We start from the raw sequence: 17,360 nt of genomic DNA, 5'->3' as shown, positions 1-17,360 counted from the left end.
AAAATGTCCACGCCGCACCGGCCGCCTTGGCAACAGTGCGGCGTACGACTGGCTTAGAAAGCGTGGAACAGCCCGACCATCACCCCCGTCTGGCCCTTGCCCAGTCCGGGCGAGGCCGGGGCTGCCGTGCCCCCGGAGACGCTGTAGCCCACGTTGGCATCGTTGTGTACCGTGCCGATCAAGGCATAGGCCTTGGTGCGCTTGCTGAACAGGTAATTGCCACGCACGGACAGCAGCTGGGCGTTGGCCTTTTTGCGGTTGGCATCCAGGTAGGTGTACGTGGCATCCAGCACCACCCTGTCGGTCACGGGGTGGCTGGCGGCCAGGTAGTACTGATTGCTACGGTAGGTTTCCCCTACGGCCTTCAGGCTGCGGTGGATGACGCCGGCGCCCAGGCGCGTCTTGTCCAGCAGGTAGTAGCCGGTCAGATAGGTGTGGTCGTCCCGGCTGCCCTTGCCGATCGCCAGGCCCGCAGGCTGGCCGAAGAAGGCCGAACCGGCCCCGCCCTTGAGCCGGTCGTGTGCCAGGGTGGCGCCCCAGGCCGGGGTGGCGTACTTGACCATGGCGGAATAGGCATCGCAGTCGCTGCTGCCGTTTTCCCCGGCGCAGTTGGACGGCCGCAGGGAATCGCGCCCGGCCGAGTAGAGCGCACCCACCTCCCAGTGGCCGAATTTGCCCCGGTAGGCCACGGCGTTGTCCAGGCGCTGGTTGGGGATGTAGGCATTGAGCGAGCCCAGGCCGAACACTGCCGGCCCCATCAGGTCGGAACCCATCATGGCGTACAACCCCATGGCGTACTGGCGGCCCAGCGTCAGCGCGCCCCAGTCGCCCGACAGGCCGACGTAGGCCTGGCGGCCAAAGCCACGGCCGCTTTGCATCAGCTCGCCGCTGTCCAGCGCCAGGCCCATTTCCAGCACGAACACGGCCTTCAGGCCACGGCCCAGGTCTTCCGTGCCACGAAAGCCCACACGCGAAGGCATGATGCCGGAGGTGACCGTCGGCATCCGCATCAGCGAGCCGCTGCCGCCGACGCGGCTGAGGTATTCCACCCCGGCATCGACCATGCCGTAGACCTGCACATTGCTCTGGGCGCTGGCCGCCCCGGCGGCCAATAACGCCATGCCGGCCACTGCCATGCCGCGCTTGCGGATTGTGGGTTTCATCGTTGTCTCCTTTTGCTTTGATAAAAGTGCCGCACCGGCATCACACCGGCGCGACGGGGTGGCGTGCGGCCTGCACCAGGCGCAACCAATGCTCGGCATCGGGCAGCACGTAGTCGAAGAAGTAGCGGGCGCTTTCGCGCTTGTCGGCGTGGGCCGCATCCGCCACGCGGGCGGCGCGGCACCAGGCAAAGGCCAGGGCCACGGTGCCGATCAGGCGCAGGTAGTCCTCGGCAGCGCGGGCGGGCAGTTCGGCATCCTGTGCGGCGTCCCGGGCCAGCGCATCGGTGGCCTGGGCCAGCTTGCCGCACCAGTTGTGCAACGTCGCCGCATGGACGGACGGCAGGGCCGCTTCGGCCCGGAAGGCCTCCAGCAGCGGGGCCAGCCCTTGTCCATCGGAGGCCGCCAGCACCTTGCGCTGCAACAGATCCAGCGCCTGAATCTGGTTGGTGCCCTCGTAAATCATGGCGATGCGGCTGTCACGCAGGGTCTGCTCGATGCGGTATTCATGCACGTAGCCGTAGCCGCCGAACACCTGCAGCGCATCGCTGGCCAGTTGAAAGCCGCGCTCGGTGAAGAAGGACTTGACCACGGGCGTAAGCAGCGCGGCCAGCGCCGCCGCGCGGGCGCGTTCCCCGGCATCTGGGGCATGGGCGGCCAGGTCGATCACATGGCCGCACCAGTAGCCCAGCGCCCGCATGCCCTGCGTCCACACGCGCAAATTCCACAGAATGCGGCGCACCGGGGCGTGGTGGACAATGGCATCCGCCGCGCCTGCGGCACCGGCGGGGCGCACCACGGCCCGCATCTGCTGGCGCTCGCGGGCATAGGCCAGGGCCAGTTGGTAGGCGGTTTCGGCATGGCCCAGCCCTTGCAGGCCGACGTGCAGGCGGGCCGAGTTCATCATGACGAACATGGCGGCCAGCCCCCGGTGCGGCTGGCCGATCAGCCAGCCCTGCGCCTGCTCGAAGCGCATGGCGCAGGTGGCGCTGGCCTTGATGCCCATCTTCTTTTCAATACCGTCGCAAAACACCGCATTGGGGCTGAAACTGCCATCCGCCTGGGGAATGCGCTTGGGCACCAGGAACAGCGAGATGCCCCTGGTGCCTGGCGGCGCATCGGGCAGGCGGGCCAGCACCAGGTGGACGATGTTGTCCGTCCAGTCCTGCTCGCCGCCCGAGATAAAAATCTTGTTGCCGCTGATGCGGTAGCTGCCGTCCTCTGCGGGGACGGCCTGGGTGCGCAGCAGGCCCAGGTCGCTACCGGCTTGCGGTTCGGTCAAACACATGGTGGGCAGCCATTCGCCGCTGACCAGTTTGGGCAGATATTGGGCTTTGAGTGCGTCGCTGCCATGCGCGTGCAGACAGGCATAGGCGCCGTGCAATATGCCCAGATACATGGCCCAGCCGTGGTTGCTGCTGGCGATCATTTCATTGAGCGCCGCATCCAGCAGGCCGGGCAGGCCCTGGCCGCCTGCCTCGGGGTCGCAGGCCAGCGCGGGCCAGCCTGCTTCGACATAAGCGCGGTAGGCGGCGGCAAAGCCCTCGGGGGTTTGCACCTGGCCGCCTTGCAGCGTGCAGCCTTGCAGATCGCCGCTGCCGTTGAGGGGCGCCAACTGCCCGGCGCAGAAATCGCCCGCCGCTTCGCAGACCATGCGGGCGGTATCGGCATCCACGGCAGCAAAAGCCGGAATACGCTGCCAGTCGGCCGGGGCGTCGAGCCAGTGGTCGATGACAAAGGCCATGTCGGCCAGCGGAGGGGTGTAGTGGCTGTGGTCGCTCATGCGGATTCCTTGCTTCCTTGATTCCTTGGCATGGGATGAAATACTTCTGAAAAAGGAGCTTCTACCGCTGGTATTCATTAGATTTCATATTGTTTTACCTATGAAACCTTTTAAAAACATGCGGTAGAAGCTCCTTTTTTTATTCCAGCAGCATCAATGCATCCAGCGCCAGCACGCCCTGCCCTTGCGGGTAGACGATGACCGGGTTCAGGTCGATCTCGCGGATGGCCGGGGTGCCGCGCAGCACCTGGCCCAGGCGTTCGATGAGGGCGGCGACGGCGGCCACGTCCAGCACCGGAGCGCCCCGGAAGCCGTGGAACAGCGCCGCACTCTTCAGCCGGTTCAGTTCGGCCACGATCTCGGCCTGCGACAGGTCGGCATCCAGCAGGCGCACGTCCTGGATGACTTCCGCCGTCACGCCGCCCAGGCCGACCAGGATCACCGGCCCCCATTGCGGATCGTTCTTGGCGCCGACGATCAGCTCCAGCCCGCGCTGGCCCATGCGCTCGACCAGGATGCCGTCCAGCACGATGCTGGCGTCGTAGGCCCGCACGCTGTCCTGCATCTGCGCCCAGGCGGCACGCAGCGCATCGGCGTTCTGAATGTTCAGCGCCACGCCGCCCGCATCGCTCTTGTGCGAAAGCTGCTCGGACTGCGCCTTCAGCGCCACGGGCCAACCCAGCGCATCGGCAGCGGCCACGGCTTCTTCCACGTCACGGGCGAACCGGCTGGCGCCGAAGGCGATGCCGGCAGGGGCCAGCAGCGCCTTGGCCTCGTATTCCGGCACCACCTTGCGGTGCGCGGGCAAAGCCAGAGCAGCCGGAGCGCTGCCGCTGCCCTCAAAGCTGCGCTCGGCCAGCGCCGTCAAACGCTGCAAGGCACGTAGCGCCCGTTCCGAACTGGGGAAGTACGGCACGCCCAGCGTGCGCAACTCGGCAATGAAATGCGCAGGCACATCCGCGCCTTCATCCAGCCCCACGACGATCACCGGCTTGTGCGCGGCGCTGCCCGATTCGCGCAGTGCCTGGATGATGGGCGGCATCTTCACTTCAATGGCGTCGCGCTGAATCACGCTGATCACCACGGCGTTGAAACGTGCATCGCCCAGCAGCGCGGCCAGCGTGCGGCGGTACAGGTCGGGGTCTACCAGCCCCTGGGCCGTCAAATCCAGCGGATTGCTCAAGGCCACAAAGGGCGGAATGGCCTCGCGCAGCGCGGGCGAATCGGCGTCCTGCACGACCGGCAGTTCCAGCCCCAGTTCCTCGCACCAGTCCAGGCACAGCGCCTTGAACGCGCCCGATTCGCCCACCACGGCCAGCCCTTGCCGGGGCAGGTTTTGGCAGCGCAGCGCGATTTCGGCGATGTCGCCCAGCTCCTCCAGCGTTTCGGCAAACACCACACCGGCACGCTCCACCTTGGCCCGCATCACGGCGTAGTCGCCCGCCAGTGCGCCGGTGTGGGTGGCGGCGGATTCGCGGGCGGCGCTGCTCTTGCCGGGGTGCAGCAGCACCACCAGCTTGCCCAGCGCCTGCGCCTGCCGGGCCGCGGCCAGCAGGCGCTGCGGATGGCGGAACGACTCGGCAAACAGCGCCAGCACGCGGGTGCCGGGTTCTTCCAGGGCGTATTCCAGGTAATCCTCGATGGTGCTGGCGGCCTCGTTGCCGGTGGAGACGGCAAACGACATCGGCAGGGCGCGGTCGGCCAGGGTGCGGGCCACCACGGCCATCATCGCGCCGCTTTGCGAGAGGAAGGCGATGCTGGGCTGGGCGCGGTTGAAGGCGGCCTGCGCGGCGCTGATGTCGGTGTCGATGAAGGTCAGCGGCACGCGATCCAGGTAGTTGATGCTGCCCAGGCAGTTCGGGCCTTCGATGACCATGCCCGCCTCCTGGGCGATGCGGGCCATCTCCTGCTGCTGGGCCAGGCCTTCGGCCCCGCCTTCGGCAAAACCGGCGGAAAAAATCACCACCGCACCGGTCTTGCGCCGGGCCAGGGCACGCACGGCGTCCAGCACGGCTGGCTGCGGAATGGCCAGCACGGCCACGTCCACGCCTTCGGGCAGGTCATCGACCGAGGCCAGGCAGGGGCGGCCGTTGATCTCGGCCCGCTTGGGGTTGATGAGGTGGATGGCGCCACCGAAGCCGTTGCGCTCCAGATTGGCCAGCAGCTTGGCGCCCAGGGCACCGGGCGTGGGCGATGCACCCACGATGGCGATGGAGCGCGGGCGCAACATGCGCCCGATGGGGGAAGCCGCTGCGCTCTGCGCGGCCTGGGGGGAATGGGTCACGGATGTCTCCTGCAGGGCAGATGGGCGCGGGGCATGGCGTGCCCCGCGCCCGGTCGTCGGTGGGTTACACGCTTTTTTGTTTGCTCAGGTCGTAAGCGCCCAGGCCGGGCTTGTAGGTTTTTTCGTCCAGGAACTGGCGCAGGCCTTCCTTGCGTCCCTCGTCGTCGTAGCTGTTGGCCGCTTCCTGCGCCCGCACCAGGAAGTCCTCGGCGTTGTCGTAGGTCATTTCGCGTACGCGGCGCACGGCATCCTTGGTGGCCTTGAGCGCCACGGGGTTCTTCTTGAGCAGCGCCTCGGCCACGGCGGTGACGCGGGTCTTCAAGTCGGCCAGCGGCAGCGATTCATTGACCAGGCCCCATTCGGCAGCGGTCTTGCCGTCGATGTTCTCGCCCAGCATGGCGTGGTACATGGCGCGGCGGAAGTTGAGCAGCTCGGCCGCCACCTTCGAGGCGCCGCCGCCGGGCAGGATGCCCCAGTTGATTTCGGACAGGCCGAACTTGGCCTCGTCCGCAGCAAAGGCCAGGTCGCAGGCAAACAGCGGGCCGTAGCCGCCGCCAAAGCACCAGCCGTTGATCATGGCGATGGTGGGCTTCTGGTACCAGCGCAGGCGGCGCCACCAGCCATAGCTCTCGCGCTGGGCCTTGCGCGTGCCGCCCAGGCCGTGGACTTCGGTTTCGCGGAAGTATTCCTGCAAGTCCATGCCGGCCGTCCAGGACGTGCCTTCGCCGGTCAGCACCAGCACGCCCACGTCGTCGCGGAACTCCAGCTCGTCCAGCACGCGCATCATCTGGCGATTCAGCGCGGGGCTCATGGCGTTGCGCTTTTCGGGGCGGTTGAAGCGCACCCAGGCGATGCGGTTTTCCACGGTGCAGGCAACGGTTTGCTCTTCGGTACGGGGAGAGGTTGTCATAAGAGATTTTCCTTGGGTTGAAAAATGCCAGGACAAGGTTTGCTGAGTGAAATCCCTGGGCCTGACGGATTGCGATTTAGTTATGATAAATAACTATTTTGCACCGTCGCAATATGGTGCTTACCCTAGGTGAAGCCCTGCCAGCCGGAAAAACCGCACGCCATGCCCTCCTCGCCCCTGAAAAACAAAGGACTCCATTGAATGAATGATTGGCCCGCCAAGCTATGCTGCTTCGGCATAGCTGCTAGTGCCCGCTGCGGGTTGGCGCAAGCGCGGTGAAGTCACAACAATGCAGACATCCCAACCCAGCCCGAGGCCACGCTATGCCCCCTCCCCTTCGCGGTATTTCCTCCATGGCCACGCGCCAGGTACTGGCCGATCTGGCGACGGCCTGGCAGGCCGCAGGCGGCCAGCCGGTCGCCATCGAATCGGTCGGCGGGGTGGATGCGGCCCGGCGCGTGCAGGCCGGCGAGGCGCTGGACATGGTGCTGCTGGCCAGCGATGCCATCGACAAGCTGCTGGCCGACGGCCATGCCGTGGCAGGCAGCAAGGTCGACTGGGTGCGCTCCAGCACCGCCGTGGCCGTGCCCGAGGGTGCTGCGCTGCCGAACATCGGCAGTGAGGCCGCCCTGCAGGCTGCCGTGCTGGCCGCGCCCCGCATCGGCTACTCCACCGGCCCCAGCGGCACGGCCTTGCTGCGCCTGTTCGAGCAGTGGGGCATGACTGCGCAGTTGCAGCCCCGGCTGGTGCAGGCCCGTCCGGGCGTGCCGGTGGGGCAACTGGTGGCGCAGGGCGAAGCGGCCCTGGGCTTTCAGCAGCTGAGCGAATTGCTGCACGTGCCCGGCATCACGGTGCTGGGCACGCTGCCGCCGGCCGTGGCGATCGACACCGTGTTCTCGGGCGCGGTGGTCACGGGCTCCCCGGCGCCGGGTGCGGTGCGGGATTTCCTGGCCTTTCTAGCCAGCGCCCAGGCGGCACCGGCCAAACAGCGCCAGGGAATGCAGCCGGTGTAAGAACGTGTTCACGTTCTAAGCCACTTTTCTGGCTGGTTTTGACAACAATATTCGGAGACATTGCAATGAACGACACCCCATCGGCCACCGCCAACGTGCAGGCCGTACTCAACGAACACCCCTTCTCCCGCTTTCAGTGGATCATTTTTGCCCTGTGCTTCTGCATCGTGCTGCTGGACGGCTTCGATACGGCGGCCATCGGCTACATCGCCCCTTCGCTGATGGCCGAATGGGGCATCGCCAAGCCCGCGCTGGCCCCGGTACTCAGCGCCGCGCTGTTCGGCCTGGCCGGGGGCGCCCTGTGCGCCGGGCCGCTGGCCGACCGCTTTGGCCGCAAGGCAGTGCTGGTCGCCTCGGTGCTGGTGTTTGCGCTGGCCTGCCTGGCATCGGGCTACAGCCACAACCTCGATCAGCTGACGGTGTGGCGCTTCGTCACCGGCCTGGGCCTGGGCGCCGCCATGCCCAATGCCGTCACGCTGATGAGCGAATACTGCCCGGACAAGCGCCGCGCCATGATCACCAACGCCATGTTCTGCGGCTTTCCGCTGGGCGCGGCCTTCGGCGGCTTTCTGGCGGCGTGGATGATTCCGCTCTGGGGCTGGCGCAGCGTGCTGCACCTGGGCGGCATCGTGCCGCTGCTGCTGGTGGTGTTGCTGGTGCTGCTGCTGCCGGAATCGGTGCGCTACATGGTGGCCCGCGGCCAGGCGCCGGAGCGCATCCGCCGCGTGCTCACGCGCATTGCCGGTTCTGCCGTGGCCGGTGTCCGGCAGTTCGTGCTGACCGAGAACAAGCCCGCAGTCCAGGGCAAGAGCGGCATCGGCGTGGTGCTGTCGCGTCCGTACTGGGTCGGCTCGGTGATGCTGTGGGTGGCCTACTTCATGGGGCTGGTGATTTTCTATGCGCTGATGAACTGGATGCCGGTGCTGTTCAAGGACGGCGGCCTGAACCCCAAGACGGCCACCCTGGTGGCGGCACTGTTCCCGCTGGGCGGCGTCGGTGCCATCGCTTTCGGCTGGCTGATGGACCGGTTCGAGGCCAACCGCATCATCGCCATCGGCTACGCGCTGACGGCAGCCGCCATCTGGTGGATCGGCCAGGCCGTCGGCAACCTGGGCTGGCTGGTGGTGGCGGTGTTTGTGGCGGGCACCATCATGAATACCGCGCAATCGTCGCTGCCGGCGCTGGCCGCTGCTTTCTACCCGACCGAGGGACGGGCCACCGGCGTGGCCTGGATGCTGGGCATTGGCCGTTTCGGCGGCATTGCCGGCTCGTTCCTGGTGGCCGAGCTGGCGGCGCGGGAACTGGGCTTCAGCCAGATTTTCACGGTGCTGGCCGTCCCCGGCCTGATCGCCATGGCGGCGCTGATCGTCAAGCAGATCGCCAGCCCCAAGGCCGCCCCGCAGGCTGCTGCCGCACCCGTTTGACCCGAAGTTTTTTGAAAGGACCTTGCCATGATTATTGACGTTCACGGCCACTACACCACGGCCCCCGCCGCCCTGGGCGCCTGGCGCGATCTGCAGATTGCCGCCTTGAAAGACCCCGGCAAAAAGCCCAAGGCAGCCGACCTGAAGATCAGCGACGACGAGATCCGCGAAACCATCGAGGCCAACCAGCTCAGGCTGATGAAGGAGCGCGGCAGCGACCTGACCATCTTCAGCCCCCGCGCCAGCTTCATGGCGCACCACATCGGCGATTTCGAAACCTCCAGCACCTGGGCCGCCCTGTGCAACGAGCTGTGCTTTCGCGTGAGCGAACTGTTCCCCGATCACTTCATCCCCGCCGCCATGCTGCCGCAGTCGCCCGGCGTCGATCCCAAGACCTGCATCCCCGAGCTGGTCAAGTGCGTGGAGCAGTACGGCAACGTGGGCATCAACCTGAACCCCGACCCCTCGGGCGGCCACTGGACCAGCCCGCCGCTGACCGACCGCAGCTGGTACCCCATCTACGAAAAGATGGTGGAGTACGACATCCCCGCCATGGTACATGTCAGCACGAGTTGCAATGCGTGCTTTCACACCACCGGGGCGCACTACATCAACGCCGACACCACGGCGGTGATGCAGCTCATCCAGGGCGATCTGTTCAAGGACTTTCCCACGCTGAAATTCCTCATCCCCCACGGCGGCGGCGCAGCGCCCTACCACTGGGGCCGCTACCGGGGGTTGGCGCAGGAGCTGAAAAAGCCCCTGCTGGAAGAGCATCTGCTGAACAACATCTACTTCGACACCTGCGTGTACCACCAGCCCGGCATCAACCTGCTGACCGAGGTGATTCCGGTGAAGAACATCCTGTTCGCCAGCGAAATGATCGGCGCGGTGCGCGGCATCGACCCGCAGACCGGCCACTACTACGACGACACCAAGCGCTACATCGAGGCCACGCAGAACCTCACCGCCGAGGAAAAGCACGCGGTCTACGAAGGCAACGCCCGCCGCGTGTTCACGCGCCTGGATGCGGCGCTCAAGGCCAAAGGGCTGTAAACCCATAAAAGATAGCTTCTTGCGCTTGAAAACAATGGACTTCAGATAGTTTCAAACCTGAAATCCTTGCAAATCCATCGGAAGAAGCTCCTGAAACCATAGAAATACTGCAAAGGAATCCTGCCATGTACGAACTGGGAGTGGTGTACCGCAACATCGAGCGCACCGACCGCGCCACCGCCGATGCGCTGGCCGCCTTCGGCTCGGCCACCGTCCACGAGGCCATGGGCCGCGTCGGCCTGCTCAAGCCCTATATGCGCCCCATCTACCCCGGCGCACAGGTGTCCGGCACCGCCGTCACCGTGCTGCTGCAACCGGGCGACAACTGGATGATGCACGTCGCTGCCGAGCAGATTCAGCCCGGCGACGTGGTGGTAGCCACCGTCACCGCCGAATGCACGGACGGCTTTTTCGGCGACCTGCTGGCCACCAGCTTCCAGGCCCGGGGCGCCCGCGCCCTCGTCATCGACGGCGGCGTGCGCGACGTGAAAACCTTGCAGGAAATGGGCTTTCCCGTGTGGAGCAAGGCCGTCAGCAGCAAGGGCTGCATCAAGGCCACGCTCGGCTCGGTGAACATCCCCATCGTCTGCGCCGGCATGCTGGTGAACCCCGGCGACGTGATCGTGGCCGATGACGACGGCATCGTCTGCGTGCCGCGCGACAAGGCCGCCACCACGCTGGACGCCGCGCAAAAGCGCGAAGCCAACGAAGCGGGCAAGCGCGACATCTTCGCCAGCGGCGTGCTGGGCCTGGACTACTACAAGATGCGCGAAGGTCTGGCCAAGGCCGGGCTGCGCTACATCGACTAAGGGGGCACCGCCATGAGCGCCTTTGAAAAAACCCCCGGCTGGCTGGACTGGTACGCCGGCCCCAGCCAGCCGCAGTTCAAGCTGCCCGCCGGTGCCGTGGACGCGCACTGCCACGTCTTCGGCCCCGGCAGCGCGTTTCCCTTTGCGCCCGAGCGCAAATACACGCCCTGCGATGCCAGCAAGGCGCAGCTCTTTGCCCTGCGCGACCACCTGGGCTTTGCCCGCAACGTCATCGTGCAGGCCACCTGCCACGGGGCGGACAACCGCGCCATGGTCGATGCCTGCATTGCCAGCGGCGGCAAGGCCCGGGGCGTGGCCACCGTCAAGCGCAGCGTGACCGATGAGGAACTGCAAGCCCTGCACGATGCCGGCGTGCGCGGCGTGCGCTTCAACTTCGTCAAGCGCCTGGTGGACTTCACGCCCAAGGACGAGCTGATGGAGATTGCCGGGCGCATCGCCCAACTGGGCTGGCACGTGGTGATCTACTTCGAGGCCGTGGACCTGCCCGAGCTGTGGGACTTCTTCACCGCCTTGCCCACCACCGTGGTGGTCGATCACATGGGCCGCCCCGATATAGCCAAGGGCGTGGACAGCGCAGAATTTGCCCTGTTCCTGAAGTTCATGCGCGAGCATCCCAACGTCTGGAGCAAGGTGAGCTGCCCCGAGCGCCTGTCCGTCACCGGCCCCAGGGCGCTGGATGGCGAACAGGCCGCCTACCGCGACGTGGTGCCGTTTGCCCGCCGCGTGGTGCAGGAGTTCCCCGACCGCGTGCTGTGGGGCACCGACTGGCCTCACCCCAACCTGAAGGACCACATGCCCGACGACGGTCTGCTGGTCGATTTCATCCCCCACATCGCCCCTACCGCCGAGCTGCAACGCAAGCTGCTGGTGGACAACCCGATGCGCCTGTACTGGCCTGACGAGGCCGGCCCCGCCGCCTGACCCACACCCGCAACCAAGGAGACAAACATGGCTCTGGAAAAACCCTATCTGAACGTGCCCGGCACGACGATTTTCGATGCCGACCAAAGCCGCAAAGGCTACTGGCTCAACCAGTTCTGCATGAGCCTGATGCAGGCGGACAACCGCACCCGCTTCAAGGCCGACGAAGACGCCTATCTGGCCGAATGGCCCATGACCGACGAGCAGCGTGCCGCCGTGCGGGCGCGTGACCTGAACTGGATGATGCGCACCGGCGGCAACATCTACTTCCTGTCCAAGCTGGGCGCCACCGACGGCCTGAGCTTCCAGCAAATGGCCGGCAGCATGACCGGCATGACCGAGCAGCAGTACCGCGCCATGATGCTCGCCGGCGGCCGCAGCCCCGAGGGCAACCGCTTCGTCGGCGAAGACGGCGACGCGCAAGGCCCGATGAGCCAGTCCGACGCCTGGAAGGAATGGCAGGCCCAGCAGCAACTGGCCCAGGCCATCGAGCAGGCCGATGCCGCCAGCCAGAACGCCACGCCGGGCCAGGCGCGGGTCACCGCCTCGGTCTATTCCTCGCACGTACCGGCCATCGGCGCGGCGGTGGACCACGGCAAGACCGGCGACGATTACTGGGCGCCCATGTTCAAAGGCTTCGAGCCGAGCAAGGACTGGATGAAGAAGAACACGCCGGACGTGATCTTCCTCGTCTACAACGACCACGCCACCAACTTCGACCTGAGCGTCATCCCCACCTTCGCCATCGGCACCGCCGCCGAGTTCGAGCCTGCCGACGAAGGCTACGGCCCGCGCCCCGTGCCCAAGGTCAAGGGCCACCCGCGCCTGGCCTCGCACATCGCGCAGTCGGTCATCCAGCAGGACTTTGACCTGACCATCGTCAACGACCTGAAGGTCGATCACGGCCTGACCGTGCCGCTGAACCTGATGTTCGGCAGCCCTGCCGAATGGCCCTGCCTGGTGATTCCCTTCCACGTCAACGTGGTGCAGTACCCCGTGCCCTCGGGCGCCCGCTGCTTTGCCCTGGGCCAGGCCATCCGCAAGGCCATCGAAAGCTACGACGAGCCTTTGAACGTGCAAATCTGGGGCACGGGCGGCATGAGCCACCAGCTGCAAGGCCCGCGTGCCGGCCTGATCAATGCCGAATGGGACAATGCCTTCCTCGACCGCCTGATCGCCGACCCCAAGGGCCTGTCCACCATGCCCCACATCGACTACGTGCGCGAAGCCGGCAGCGAAGGCATCGAGCTGGTGATGTGGCTCATCGCCCGGGGTGCCATGGCCGACGTGGCCGGCGGCAACGCCCCCACCGTCGCGCACCGCTTTTTCCACGTGCCCGCCAGCAACACCGCAGTGGGCCACCTGATTCTGGAGAACAACCTATGACTATCAAAGTAGCCCTGGCCGGGGCAGGCGCCTTCGGCATCAAGCACCTGGACGGCATCAAGAACATCCCGGACGTGGAAGTCGTCTCCCTCGTCAGCCGCGACCTGGGCAAGACCCGGGAAGTGGCCGACAAATACGGCATCCCCCACGTCACCACCGACCTGGCCGACAGCCTGGCGATCAAGGAAGTGGACGCCGTCATCCTCTGCACCCCCACGCAGATGCACGCCAGCCAGACCATCGCCTGCCTGGAAGCGGGCAAGCACGTACAGGTGGAAATCCCCCTGTGCGACGTGCTGGCCGAAGGCGAAAAAGTCCTGGCCCTGCAACAACAGACCGGGCTGGTGGCCATGTGCGGCCACACGCGCCGCTTCAACCCCAGCCACCAGTACGTGCATCAGAAGGTGCAGGCCGGCGCGTTCAACATCCAGCAGATGGATGTGCAGACCTACTTCTTCCGCCGCACCAACATGAACGCCCTGGGCCAGCCGCGCAGCTGGACCGACCACCTGCTGTGGCACCACGCCGCGCACACGGTCGATCTGTTCGCCTACCAGGCAGGCAGCCCCATCGTGCAGGCCAACGCCCTGCAAGGGCCGATCCACAAGGAGCTGGGCATTGCGATGGACATGAGCATCCAGCTCAAGGCCGCCAATGGCGCCATCTGCACCCTGAGCCTGTCGTTCAACAACGACGGCCCGCTGGGCACGTTCTTTCGCTACATCGGCGACAGCGCGACCTACATCGCCCGCTATGACGACCTGTTCAACGGCAAGGAAGAAAAGATCGACGTCAGCCAGGTGGCCGTCAGCATGAACGGCATCGAACTGCAGGACCGCGAATTTTTCGCCGCCATCCGCGAAGGCCGCGAAGCCAACGCCAGCGTGGCCCAGGTGCTGCCCTGCTACCGCGTGCTGCACCAGCTGGAGCAGCAACTGAACGCGGCGTGATGCGGCTACCAGCCTGCTGCGCTGTCTGAAAAAATAGCTGTTACCGCTGTTATTGAAAGGGTTTCAGGTAGAAAACTACCTGAAACCCTTTTTTTATCTGCGCAAGCAGCTCCTTTTTTAAAAAAATTGCCACAAAAAACAGCCACAAAAAAGCCGATGGAGAACATCCATCGGCTTTTTCAATGCGCCGGAAAAATCAAAACGCCTTCACCAGACTCAGGCGCACCAGCGTGCCCTTGGTCTGCGGCTGGCTGCCGCCACGGGCGCTGAACTCTTTGTAGGCCGCACCTTTCAGGAAGATGCCGGCACCAGGGACGGGGTACACCACCTCCGCCCCCAGCGCATGGCGGCGGGCGCGGTCATCGGTGGCGCCCGGCCCTTTGTCGTTGCTGGTTTGCCACTGGCTGTAGCCGACCGCACCGGCAGAAAAGCTGCCAAACGATTTGCCCAGCCCCCACTCCAGCGTCAGTTGCTGGCCGGGACGAAAGCCGCCGTCCTTTTTGCTGTTGAACTCGTAACGCGCCAGGGCCGAGCCGGAGAGGGTCTTGGCCCCGTCGAAGTAATAAGTCAGCCCGCCCGTCAGCATGGTGCTTTTGAAGCCCTTGCCCGCAGAAGCGGGGTGGCGGTCGCTGGCGTTGTCCAGCCACAGGCCGGCAGCAGCCACCGCATCCCACTGCGGGCCATGCCAGCCCAGCACCAGCGGGCCGACGTAGACATCGCCCACATCGGAGCGCGAATCGGAAATGCCTGCCGCGTTGAACGTCAGCGAAGTACGCATCACCGGAATGATGGTTTCCATGCCGTAATCGGCGCCCAGCAGCTTGTGGCCCGTCATCCAGACGAGGCGATTGGCCAGGGCCGTGACGGTGCCGGTGTTGTGCCCGGGAATGTCGGCGCTGCTGCCCGGCGCACGCAGGCTGTCGATGTTGTAGTTCACCAGATAGCCCAGGTAATACACGCCGGGGCCAGGAACGCTGGCGCCTTGCAGCCCCTCCACGCCGGGAACGTAGTGCCCGTCTGCCCAGGCGCTGCCCGACGCCAGCCAGGCGGCCAGTGCTGCGGCACTGGCAATGTGTGAAAACTTCATGTTTGTCTCCTATTTCAACGGCGGCAACACCGCGCCCACCTTGGTAGGTGCTGTGTTGCCGCCGCTCTCGTTTTAGATGTCGATGCCGCACTTGCCCGGCGCCAGGATGCCGTTGGGGTCCAGCGCCCGTTTGAGCGTGCGCTCCACGTTGCGCTTGACGGTGCCGTAGCTTTGCGCCACGCGCTCCTGGAAGGCGGTATTGACGCGGTAGACGGCGTAGCCTTCCTTCTCGAACTCGTCCAGCAGCTCGTTGAAGCAGGCGTTGGCACGCTGGGTTTCTTCGGGGTTGGAGCGGTCGTACAGCACGTCGATGACGTGGTGCATGTCGCGCCAGCCGACGATGAACTCGCCCACATAGTCCAGGCCGTGCTTGTTCAGGATTTTCTTGGCCAGCGATTTCTGCTTGTCGCACTCGCTGCCCCGGGCCTGCGACACGGGGGCGAACCACATCGAGCCACCGCCCCCACGCCAGTTGTACAAGCCGAACTCTTGCAGGTTGGGCACGCCGGACATCAGCTGCGAGCGGTACTTGAACGGCTGGGTCTCGCCCGCCTCCTCCTGGGTAATCAGGCGGCCCTTGCCCAACTGCTTCAGGGCGCCTTGCACGATGTTGAAGTTCACCTCCACCTGCTCGGGCGTGCCGTACAGGGCAGCGTAGACGTTCCAGGCGCCCAGGCCCTTGTCTTTCTGAATCTGCTTGAGGATGGCGTCCGGCGTGGCCCCCGGCGCGGTGGTGTAGTCCGAACGGCGCGTGTTGCAGGTGGCCGCTTCCCACAGCACGCCGGCAATCACCACCGAGTTGGGGATGACCTGGGCGATGCGCAGCGGGCGGATGAATTCCACGATCTCGCTGATGTCGCTGTCCTCGGGGAACTGGATTTCAAACGGCTTGAACACCGGCGGCTTGGGCATGAGCCAGAAGCCCATCTTGGTGCAGATGCCGTAGTTGGACTGGGTGAACATGCCGTCCAGCGTCGGCCCGTAGCCCCACTTGAACACCTGCCAGGCCTTGTCGCCCTTGACCGAACCCATGCCGGTGCGCAGCACGTCGCCGTTGGCCAGCACCACTTCCATGCCGCACTGCATCAGAAAGTGTTCGCCATACGGGGTGTAGCCCACGCCGCGATCCATGGTGTTGCCCAGCGGCCCGGCAATGGCCGAAGGGGCAGAGAAGGACAGCATCAGCGGGATGTTGTTCTCTTCCAGGTAGTCGTAGAGCTGCTGGTAGGTCACGCCCGGCTCGACCAGGGCGGTACACAACTCGGGATCGACGTGGATGATCTTGTTCATCTTGCGCAGGTCCAGCACCACCTGGCCGCGCTGCACCGGGGCGGCCGAGCCGTAGCCGAAGTTGCGCCCGGTCGAGATGGTCCACACCGGCACCTTGAACTCGTTGCAGATCTTGACGACTTCCTGCACCTGCTCGACCGTGGTGGCGGTGACCACGGCGGACGGCGTGTGCTCCTCGCTGGGCACGGCCATCATCACCTTGTTGTAGGGGCGCACCAGGTCGCCGTCGATCATCACGTTGTCGGCGCCCAGGGCCGCCTGGAAGCGGGCAATGGCGGCATCGAACTGGCTTTCGTTCATGCCTTGGGGCAAGGCCATGTATTTGCTTGTCATGTGCTATGTCTTTCTTAAATCAGGCAGCGGAAGGCGACGCGGGCCGGTGCGCCGGCGGCCACGGGGGCGGCGGGCACAGGCTGGCCCAGTGCCAGCGCCTGGCCCAGTGCCTGCGTCCAGGCGGCGGCATCGCCGTCGATGCGATGGGTTTGTTCGCTCAGAACACGGCCACCCGCAGAGCGCACCAAATCCAGCACCAGCGTGGCACTGGCATCGTCCAGCAGGCCCACCAGCAAGGTGCTGCGCTCATCACCGAGCAACCGGCCCAGGCGCTGGAAGGGGGCACTGTCCAGCCCGTGCAAGGCGGTGTGGCTGGCCGCTTGCGCAGCGCTGCGCACGCCGGTGATGAAGGCGCTGTCCAGTGCGCCCGCCCCGGCACTGGCGGACAGGCCCGAAGTCAGCGCCAGCACGTCGGCAGCAGCGTCCACGGGGGCAACACCCGTCGGCAGACCCGCCAAAGGCGTGGCCTGCGCCCACGCTCCCCAGCCCACGCCGGAGATGGCCAGGCCGGTTACCGCCAGGCTTTTCAGAAGGAAACGGCGGTCACTGTGCATCACATGCCCTCCGCTCACGGTTTGGCGGCCGCCGGTGGCGGCGCCGGGGTTTTGGACAGGTACACCCCCACGTCGCGCAGGGTGGCGTCATCGATATCGGTGACGCGGAAAGCGGGCATGGCATTCACCCCGATGCGGGCAAAGGCAATCACGGTTTCGGGCGACAGGCCCCGGCCCTTGAGTACCGGGCCGATACCGGCCTCATGGCACTTGGCGCAGATTTTTTCGTAATAGCGCTGGCCGGGGCCAATGTCTTGCGGCGGGGCGGCAGCGGCTGCCAGCGCCACGCCCGACAGACTGGCTGCCAGCGCCCAGCGACGGGTGGAAGAAAGGGAAAAGGACATTGAATAGTTCTCCTTGGAAGTGCGGGCAAGGGCCT

Annotated in this window: 16 protein-coding genes and 1 pseudogene; 8 read left to right on the top strand and 9 right to left on the bottom strand. The window is 65.8% G+C overall.

Annotated features, from left to right (window positions below):
* Positions 1–53: 53 nt before the first annotated feature.
* The 4 genes from ACFO3A_RS02755 to ACFO3A_RS02740 all read right to left on the bottom strand — a co-directional run bounded on the left by ACFO3A_RS02755 (position 54) and on the right by ACFO3A_RS02740 (position 6,137).
* Complete coding sequence (locus ACFO3A_RS02755; RefSeq protein ID WP_377723791.1) at positions 54–1,163, bottom strand: porin; 1,110 nt, start codon at positions 1,161–1,163, stop codon at positions 54–56.
* 40 nt (positions 1,164–1,203) lie between these two features.
* The gene (locus ACFO3A_RS02750) at positions 1,204–2,943 is read right to left on the bottom strand and encodes an acyl-CoA dehydrogenase family protein (protein WP_377723790.1); all 1,740 of its coding nucleotides are present in this window, start codon (positions 2,941–2,943) and stop codon (positions 1,204–1,206) included.
* Positions 2,944–3,082: 139 nt separating this feature from the next.
* Positions 3,083–5,227 carry an acetate--CoA ligase family protein gene (locus ACFO3A_RS02745; RefSeq protein WP_377723787.1) on the bottom strand — a complete coding sequence of 715 codons (2,145 nt, stop codon included), beginning with the start codon at positions 5,225–5,227 and terminating at the stop codon, positions 3,083–3,085.
* A 64-nt stretch (positions 5,228–5,291) separates the two neighbouring features.
* A complete protein-coding gene (locus ACFO3A_RS02740; protein WP_377723785.1) occupies positions 5,292–6,137 on the bottom strand; it encodes a p-hydroxycinnamoyl CoA hydratase/lyase in 846 nt (281 codons plus the stop codon).
* Between the two features lie 323 nt (positions 6,138–6,460).
* Between ACFO3A_RS02740 and ACFO3A_RS02735 the strand changes: the two genes are divergently transcribed.
* From ACFO3A_RS02735 to ACFO3A_RS02700, 8 genes and pseudogenes are all read left to right on the top strand, one after another.
* Positions 6,461–7,150 carry a substrate-binding domain-containing protein gene (locus ACFO3A_RS02735; RefSeq protein WP_377723783.1) on the top strand — a complete coding sequence of 230 codons (690 nt, stop codon included), beginning with the start codon at positions 6,461–6,463 and terminating at the stop codon, positions 7,148–7,150.
* A 65-nt stretch (positions 7,151–7,215) separates the two neighbouring features.
* Positions 7,216–8,574, top strand: a complete 1,359-nt coding sequence (locus ACFO3A_RS02730) for an MFS transporter (protein WP_377723782.1) — start codon at positions 7,216–7,218, stop codon at positions 8,572–8,574.
* 27 nt (positions 8,575–8,601) lie between these two features.
* Entirely contained in the window at positions 8,602–9,630 is a 1,029-nt protein-coding gene (locus tag ACFO3A_RS02725; RefSeq protein WP_377723780.1) for an amidohydrolase family protein, read from the top strand.
* Between the two features lie 125 nt (positions 9,631–9,755).
* Complete coding sequence (ligK, locus tag ACFO3A_RS02720) at positions 9,756–10,439, top strand: 4-carboxy-4-hydroxy-2-oxoadipate aldolase/oxaloacetate decarboxylase (protein ID WP_377723778.1); 684 nt, start codon at positions 9,756–9,758, stop codon at positions 10,437–10,439.
* Positions 10,440–10,451: 12 nt separating this feature from the next.
* The gene (locus ACFO3A_RS02715) at positions 10,452–11,381 is read left to right on the top strand and encodes an amidohydrolase family protein (RefSeq protein ID WP_377723776.1); all 930 of its coding nucleotides are present in this window, start codon (positions 10,452–10,454) and stop codon (positions 11,379–11,381) included.
* A 27-nt stretch (positions 11,382–11,408) separates the two neighbouring features.
* Positions 11,409–11,780 (top strand): annotated as a pseudogene (gene ligA, locus ACFO3A_RS02710) (protocatechuate 4,5-dioxygenase subunit alpha); the annotation flags it as partial.
* Positions 11,781–11,867: 87 nt separating this feature from the next.
* Positions 11,868–12,767 carry a class III extradiol dioxygenase subunit beta gene (locus ACFO3A_RS02705; protein WP_377724320.1) on the top strand — a complete coding sequence of 300 codons (900 nt, stop codon included), beginning with the start codon at positions 11,868–11,870 and terminating at the stop codon, positions 12,765–12,767.
* Positions 12,764–13,717, top strand: a complete 954-nt coding sequence (locus tag ACFO3A_RS02700) for a Gfo/Idh/MocA family oxidoreductase (protein ID WP_377723774.1) — start codon at positions 12,764–12,766, stop codon at positions 13,715–13,717. Before ACFO3A_RS02705 ends, ACFO3A_RS02700 begins: the two co-directional genes overlap by 4 nt.
* 5 nt (positions 13,718–13,722) lie before the next feature.
* Here ACFO3A_RS02700 and ACFO3A_RS02695 read toward each other — a convergent pair whose 3' ends face one another.
* From ACFO3A_RS02695 to ACFO3A_RS02675, 5 genes are all read right to left on the bottom strand, one after another.
* Entirely contained in the window at positions 13,723–13,884 is a 162-nt protein-coding gene (locus ACFO3A_RS02695) for a hypothetical protein (protein ID WP_377723772.1), read from the bottom strand.
* 29 nt (positions 13,885–13,913) lie between these two features.
* The gene (locus ACFO3A_RS02690; RefSeq protein WP_377723771.1) at positions 13,914–14,804 is read right to left on the bottom strand and encodes a SphA family protein; all 891 of its coding nucleotides are present in this window, start codon (positions 14,802–14,804) and stop codon (positions 13,914–13,916) included.
* A 72-nt stretch (positions 14,805–14,876) separates the two neighbouring features.
* Positions 14,877–16,427: an FAD-binding oxidoreductase gene (locus tag ACFO3A_RS02685; protein WP_377723770.1), complete on the bottom strand. Its 1,551-nt coding sequence runs from the start codon at positions 16,425–16,427 to the stop codon at positions 14,877–14,879.
* Between the two features lie 14 nt (positions 16,428–16,441).
* Positions 16,442–16,981, bottom strand: coding sequence for a hypothetical protein (locus ACFO3A_RS02680; RefSeq protein ID WP_377723767.1), 540 nt, complete (start codon positions 16,979–16,981; stop codon positions 16,442–16,444).
* A gap of 14 nt (positions 16,982–16,995) precedes the next feature.
* Complete coding sequence (locus tag ACFO3A_RS02675; protein ID WP_377723765.1) at positions 16,996–17,325, bottom strand: c-type cytochrome; 330 nt, start codon at positions 17,323–17,325, stop codon at positions 16,996–16,998.
* Positions 17,326–17,360 lie beyond the last annotated feature (35 nt).

It is taken from the genome of Comamonas nitrativorans, from assembly GCF_042654765.1.
GTDB classification, from domain to species: domain Bacteria; phylum Pseudomonadota; class Gammaproteobacteria; order Burkholderiales; family Burkholderiaceae_C; genus Comamonas; species Comamonas nitrativorans.
The sequence above is the reverse complement of the archived record's forward strand: the minus strand, read 5'-3'. Positions and strand labels throughout refer to the sequence as shown.

Bases quoted from the DNA above. Each gene is read 5' to 3' on its own strand.
- ACFO3A_RS02675 (WP_377723765.1), bottom strand. From the start codon at position 17,325: ATGTCCTTTTCCCTTTCTTCCACCCGTCGCTGGGCGCTGGCAGCCAGT.
- ACFO3A_RS02735 (WP_377723783.1), top strand. From the start codon at position 6,461: ATGCCCCCTCCCCTTCGCGGTATTTCCTCCATGGCCACGCGCCAGGTA.
- ACFO3A_RS02690 (WP_377723771.1), bottom strand. From the start codon at position 14,804: ATGAAGTTTTCACACATTGCCAGTGCCGCAGCACTGGCCGCCTGGCTG.
- ACFO3A_RS02695 (WP_377723772.1), bottom strand. From the start codon at position 13,884: ATGTTCTCCATCGGCTTTTTTGTGGCTGTTTTTTGTGGCAATTTTTTT.
- ACFO3A_RS02700 (WP_377723774.1), top strand. From the start codon at position 12,764: ATGACTATCAAAGTAGCCCTGGCCGGGGCAGGCGCCTTCGGCATCAAG.
- ACFO3A_RS02755 (WP_377723791.1), bottom strand. From the start codon at position 1,163: ATGAAACCCACAATCCGCAAGCGCGGCATGGCAGTGGCCGGCATGGCG.
- ACFO3A_RS02680 (WP_377723767.1), bottom strand. From the start codon at position 16,981: ATGCACAGTGACCGCCGTTTCCTTCTGAAAAGCCTGGCGGTAACCGGC.
- ACFO3A_RS02715 (WP_377723776.1), top strand. From the start codon at position 10,452: ATGAGCGCCTTTGAAAAAACCCCCGGCTGGCTGGACTGGTACGCCGGC.
- ACFO3A_RS02740 (WP_377723785.1), bottom strand. From the start codon at position 6,137: ATGACAACCTCTCCCCGTACCGAAGAGCAAACCGTTGCCTGCACCGTG.
- ACFO3A_RS02725 (WP_377723780.1), top strand. From the start codon at position 8,602: ATGATTATTGACGTTCACGGCCACTACACCACGGCCCCCGCCGCCCTG.
- ACFO3A_RS02685 (WP_377723770.1), bottom strand. From the start codon at position 16,427: ATGACAAGCAAATACATGGCCTTGCCCCAAGGCATGAACGAAAGCCAG.
- ACFO3A_RS02750 (WP_377723790.1), bottom strand. From the start codon at position 2,943: ATGAGCGACCACAGCCACTACACCCCTCCGCTGGCCGACATGGCCTTT.
- ligK (WP_377723778.1), top strand. From the start codon at position 9,756: ATGTACGAACTGGGAGTGGTGTACCGCAACATCGAGCGCACCGACCGC.
- ACFO3A_RS02730 (WP_377723782.1), top strand. From the start codon at position 7,216: ATGAACGACACCCCATCGGCCACCGCCAACGTGCAGGCCGTACTCAAC.